Source organism: Hominimerdicola alba (assembly GCF_900112155.1).
Lineage (GTDB): Bacteria > Bacillota > Clostridia > Oscillospirales > Ruminococcaceae > Hominimerdicola > Hominimerdicola alba_D.
The window spans coordinates 1-5,385 of record NZ_FOKQ01000083.1 but is presented as its reverse complement, the minus strand read 5'-3'; the positions used below and the strand labels follow the sequence as shown (position 1 = coordinate 5,385).

The 5,385-nt window shown below is 37.9% G+C and carries 5 protein-coding genes; all 5 read left to right on the top strand.

Features of this window, described 5'->3' with window-relative positions; genetic code table 11:
- Positions 1-1,092, top strand: a 1,092-nt coding sequence (locus BM265_RS19245) for a tyrosine-type recombinase/integrase (RefSeq protein ID WP_207647024.1), incomplete at its 5' end; no start/stop codon positions are given.
- A 120-nt stretch (positions 1,093-1,212) separates the two neighbouring features.
- Positions 1,213-1,338, top strand: a complete 126-nt coding sequence (locus tag BM265_RS21160; RefSeq protein WP_431768004.1) for a DUF4314 domain-containing protein — start codon at positions 1,213-1,215, stop codon at positions 1,336-1,338.
- A gap of 469 nt (positions 1,339-1,807) precedes the next feature.
- The gene (locus BM265_RS19235; protein ID WP_074963529.1) at positions 1,808-3,172 is read left to right on the top strand and encodes a hypothetical protein; all 1,365 of its coding nucleotides are present in this window, start codon (positions 1,808-1,810) and stop codon (positions 3,170-3,172) included.
- Between the two features lie 49 nt (positions 3,173-3,221).
- Positions 3,222-4,586 (top strand): hypothetical protein, encoded by a 1,365-nt coding sequence (locus BM265_RS19230; protein WP_074963528.1) that lies wholly within the window; start codon positions 3,222-3,224, stop codon positions 4,584-4,586.
- Between the two features lie 604 nt (positions 4,587-5,190).
- The coding region (tnpA, locus tag BM265_RS19225; RefSeq protein WP_431768003.1) for an IS66 family insertion sequence element accessory protein TnpA at positions 5,191-5,385 on the top strand (195 nt) is incomplete at its 3' end.

Sequence of the window (5,385 nt, the reverse complement as noted above, 5' to 3'; positions counted from 1 at the left end):
ATTTTTTGGAACGTGCTGACAAAGTATGTGCCAGAGCTATTCCAGAGGTTGTGCGTTATGAAGAATAGGGTAACTTCCTTCGCTTACATCACCACAAGGTTTTTCCAAGTATATCTTCCAGGAGAACGAGGGTACTCCGAGGCAACCATTGCATCATATCTGGATACGTTCAAGCAACTGCTTGTGTATTGCAAGGAAAACCTCGGCAAATCCCCGGATAAACTTGTGGTTTCCGACATATCCAAGGATGTGATCCTCGGCTTTCTTAAGAAGCTTGAGGATGATGGAAGATCCGTATCCACAAGAAACCAGCGTCTTGCCGCCATTAAGTGCTTTTTTAGGTATATCGGATATTCTTTTCCCGAGTATCTTGACACCTCCAGTATGATTGTCGGCATCAAGATGAAGAAGCAGCCCAAACCGATTGTCAGTTACATGAGCGTTGATGGAGTTTCCTGCGTCCTTAACCAGCCAGATATGAATCGTAGGTCAGGATATAGGGATGCCCTCATGCTCACAATACTTTATGATTGTGCAGCCCGTGTTACGGAGATCACAAAGATCAGAATTGGTGACATTCGGACAGAACATCCTTCCACCATTGTACTTCACGGGAAGGGTGCCAAGGACAGGATTGTGCCACTATCCAGCAAAACGGCAGACCTGATTTCTTCTTACCTGCAGCAGACAGGTCTAAACAACGTTGAAAACAAGGATAAACTTCTCTTTGTCAACCGCACAGGCAAGCAACTGACCAGAGCTGGTGTTGCCTACATACTCAAAAAGTATGTGGAAGCAGCAAGGGTAGAACACCCGGAAATGATTCCTGATAAGTTTTCACCACATTGTATGAGGCATTCAAAGGCAATGCATTTGCTTCATGCTGGGGTGGCAATCATATACATCCGCGACTTTCTTGGACATGAGAGCGTGAAAACCACTGAGGTATATGCAAAAGTAGATGGAAAAAGCAAGCGTGAGGCACTTGATGCAGCTTATACAGCCGCCATTGAGGATTCCAATATTCCGAAATCCTCTTGGAATGATGACAATGACCTCATGGCATTCTTGAAAAAGCTATGTGACAACTGATATTTTTATGGAAAGCATTATCGAAATGAGAACAGTGTTTCTGCGTATCTGACGATAATGCTTTTCATAATGTCTAACTATCCATAAGTACCCTTATGTAAAGCTTTACATAAAGGGCAACTGATTATGAAATGGGATAATGGTAGGTCGCTGTCTATTATTCCGGGAGTTGACAGATTTCATGTTGTTGAGCAAAATGAGGATGAGTCTTTGAAAGAAAATGAAGGGATTGATTTGTCTATGTAGAACTTGAAATTATATAAGTGTTTTCAATAAGCTTGATTAGTTACTATTTATAATAACATAAATTACGATCCGTAATAGGATGAAATTTTATATTAAGAATGTAAAATGCACGAAGATTGTGTTGTCTATCTTAATTGCAACGGTTATTGACATTAACAATGATTGTAGGCTTGATGTATGGATATAGCTGCATCGGCGGACTCACTTGTAAGTTTGCCGATGACCTATTACGGCATTTACAATCTAATACTGCACAACCTATACGTATTTCAAAGAATGTTATTTCGCCACTAAACGTAAAAAACTTTTATATAATTACAGAGAGATTATTATATAAAAATTTTTTACTAAAATAGAATGATATAGCCAAATTATACCATAATTAATAAACATTGACAAAGATATAACAATTATGATATACTAATCGAGCATGACACTTTGTCTGCAAATATTATAGGAGGAATTTTTTATGGGAAACTTTTTTCATACTGTGCATTTTAAAATCAAGGACAAAGAAAAATTTGTCAAAGGTATCAACGCATATATGAAAAAGAAAGGCTTCGTGCCGTGTGATGATGACGAAGCCGTGAAAACTTACATTATTGCGTTTTCTGATGATCAGGGTTGGGCAACACTTGCTGACTCGGAAAGCAGTGATGATACGAGAGCGCTTTTCAGTGAAGCTAAAGCGATTTCAAAAAGTATGAAACTTCCATGTATTACAGAGGAAGTAACAGACAGCGATATCGCTATACTTGAACTCTTTGACAAAACAGGAGAGCGTGCGGACAAGATCGTTGTTGGTGATGGTGAGATCTACGGCATGGAAAAAAATGAAATAAAGCCCGAGTGCTGGAAACCGCTGCTGAACAACAAAGCTGATACCCAAAAACTCATTGAGTTGATCGGTGAAAGTGATGGTTTGGCTGAAGAAAGACTTAGCAAAATATCATCACTTTTGGGTGTGGATATGCTTGCTGACAGTGATGAACTCGGTACAAGAAATGACGAAAGTATAATAAAACTTAATTTCAAAAAAGCCGAAGAAAAGAAGCCTACGTTAAACACTTTGTTTACGCAGATCTATGGTGAGGCACTTGAACCTTTAGGCTTTAAAAAGCCGAAAGTTCGTATGCCACTGTACGTTCGTGTTATCAACGATGAGATCATACATATTGTCGGTATCCATGATATGAAATCGCATCTGGTGCCTTTTGGAGCGATCGCTACTGTTTACCGCGAAGATCTTTGTATAGATCGCACATTCAGACAAAACGAAATATGGTATAAACGTTTAAAGGAATTTTACCTTAATTGGCATATATCGGACAAGCCATTTGATGAGGCTGGTTTTTACTACACCGATATTATTGATTTTATGCCTTTATCAGACGCCGTTAAGGATTCATTGAATGCAACAATGACGTGGATACTTCCTGTTCTGGATAATGTTAAAACACTTAAAGATGTTGCAGATTATGAAGAAAGTGCATTTAAAGACTATATCTCTGTTATTTCTTTGCCTATAAATGAATCTCTTGCTGCTCCATTTACGGATACAGTTATCAGGTATATTTTAGATGATCCGCTTGCTGATCTTGAACAGCGATATTTAACTGCATTGAAAAGAAGAGAAGAAGCATATAAAAAATCTAATCTTTCACAAGAAGATATAATGGAACGTCTGGAAAAATTTAATAAGAAATATAATGAATACTGTCAAAGATTACAGACATTTCTTGAAGATGAAGAAATACACAAGCAGACAATGGAAGAACTTGAAAGGAGAAAAGAACATAACCTAGAATTGCTCAGAAAATACAAGATTATTTAATGAAAAATCGTTGACAAATAAAATTTTACAAGCATTACAGGAGAAATATATGGGAAACTTTTCAAATACAGTGCATTTCAAGATAGGTGACAAAGATAAATTTGTCAAGGGATTTAACGCATATATGAAAAAGAAAGGCTTCGTGCCATGTGATGACGATGAAGCCGTGAAAACTTATATCATTGCGTTATCTGTTGATCAGCAGTGGGCAACTCTTGCTGATATGGACAGCAGTGATGATTCAAGAGCACTTTTTAATGATGCCAAGGCTGTTTCAAAAAGCATGAAACTTCCGTGTATTACCGAGGAAGTAACAGACAGCGATATCGCAGTACTTGAACTCTTTGACAAAACAGGAGAGTGTGCAGATAGGATCGTTGTGGGCGATGGTGAGATCTACGGCATGGAAAATAATGAAATAAAGCCCGAATGCTGGAAACCACTGCTGAATAACAAAGCAGATATCGAAAAACTCATTGAGCTGATCGGTGAAAGTGATCTCATGGCTGATGAAAGACTTAGCATGATATCATCACTTTTGGGTGTGGATATGCTTGCTGATAGTGATGAACTCGGTATTAGAAATGACGAGAGTATACTAAAACTCAGTTTTAAAAAGGCCGAAGAAAAGAAGCCTACATTAAACACTTTGTTTACGCAGATCTATGGTGAGGCACTTGAACCGCTGGGCTTTAAAAAGCCTAAAGTTCGTATGCCCCTGTATGTTCGTGTTATCAACGATGAGATCATACATATTGTCGGTATCCACGATATGAAAAATCAGCTGGTACCCTTTGGTGCGATCGCTACTGTTTACCGCAAAGATCTTTGTATTGACCGCACATTCCGGCAAAACGAAATATGGTATAAACGTTTAAAGGAGTTTTATCTTAATTGGCATATATCAGACAAGCCATTTGATAATGCCGGTTTTGACTACACCGATATTATCGATTATATGCCTTTGTCAGACGCAGTTCAAGATTCATTGAATGCAACTATGACTTGGATATTTCCTGTTCTGGATAATGTTAAAACGCTCAAAGATGTAGCTGATTATGAAGAAGGTGCATTTAAAGACTACATCACTGTTATTTCTTTGCCAATAAATGAATCACTTGCTGCTCCGTTTACTGATACAGTTATCAGGTATATTTTAGATGATCCGTTGGCTGATCTTAAACAGCGATATTCAACTGCATTGAAAATCATTGATGAAGAAAATAAACAGTTTTCTATTCCACAGGAGCTAATTTCAAAAAATCTTTTAGAATTTGAACAGCGATATAGTGAATCACGTCAAAGAGTACAAACTTTTCTTGAAAATGAAGAAATACACAATCAGACAATGGAAGAACTAGCAAGGAGAAAAGAGCATAACCTTGAGTTGCTCAGAAAATACAAGGTCTTATGATTGAAAATATATTTTAGTACAGCAGTTGTTGTTACTTCATTAACATTAAAAGGAATATGTCTAATGCTAAGTAATGCAAAATGATCATCACTTGATGGAACTGAAAAATACGGTATAGCAGTATATTCGGCAGACAATTGGAAGGTCATGGATTATATTAATGGCGATACAACAACATACACATCAAAAATTTCTAGCCGGGACTTATAAAACAGTGCTTGTGGCGAAAGTGAACGGTGAATGGGATGTGAGCAAAATTAATAGCAGAGCCTTTGAGATCACTATTAAGTAAGACTATAATAACATATATAAAAACTCCTGACAGTAAAGGTCGGCGCTGATATAGAAGTTTTTCGCCGTAGTATTTCTGATGTCAGGTCAGAAGTACTATGGCGTTTGTATTGACAACACTTCGATGTTATGATATAATTGTTGCTGACACAAATTGAGATGAATAGTAAGCGTATAACCCTCCGCACCTACCCCACCGGAGTCTAATGAAGTATAATAAACTCCAAGGAACACCATGAAGTAAATTGGAAAATCCAAATTGGTCCATGGAGTTAATTGGAGTATATTAGACAGATAGGAGTTGGTGAAATATATGCAGTCAAATACGACAAGCATCACAACAATAAAGCAGGAAGTACGTCTGCAAGAATGGACTGCACAGATCGAAGCGCAACAGGCAAGCGGTCTGACGATCCGGGAATGGTGCAAAGAAAACGGGATCAAGCCTAACACGTATTACAACCGCTTAAGAAAAGTTCGGGAGCAGTATATGGAGAAATCTCCGACT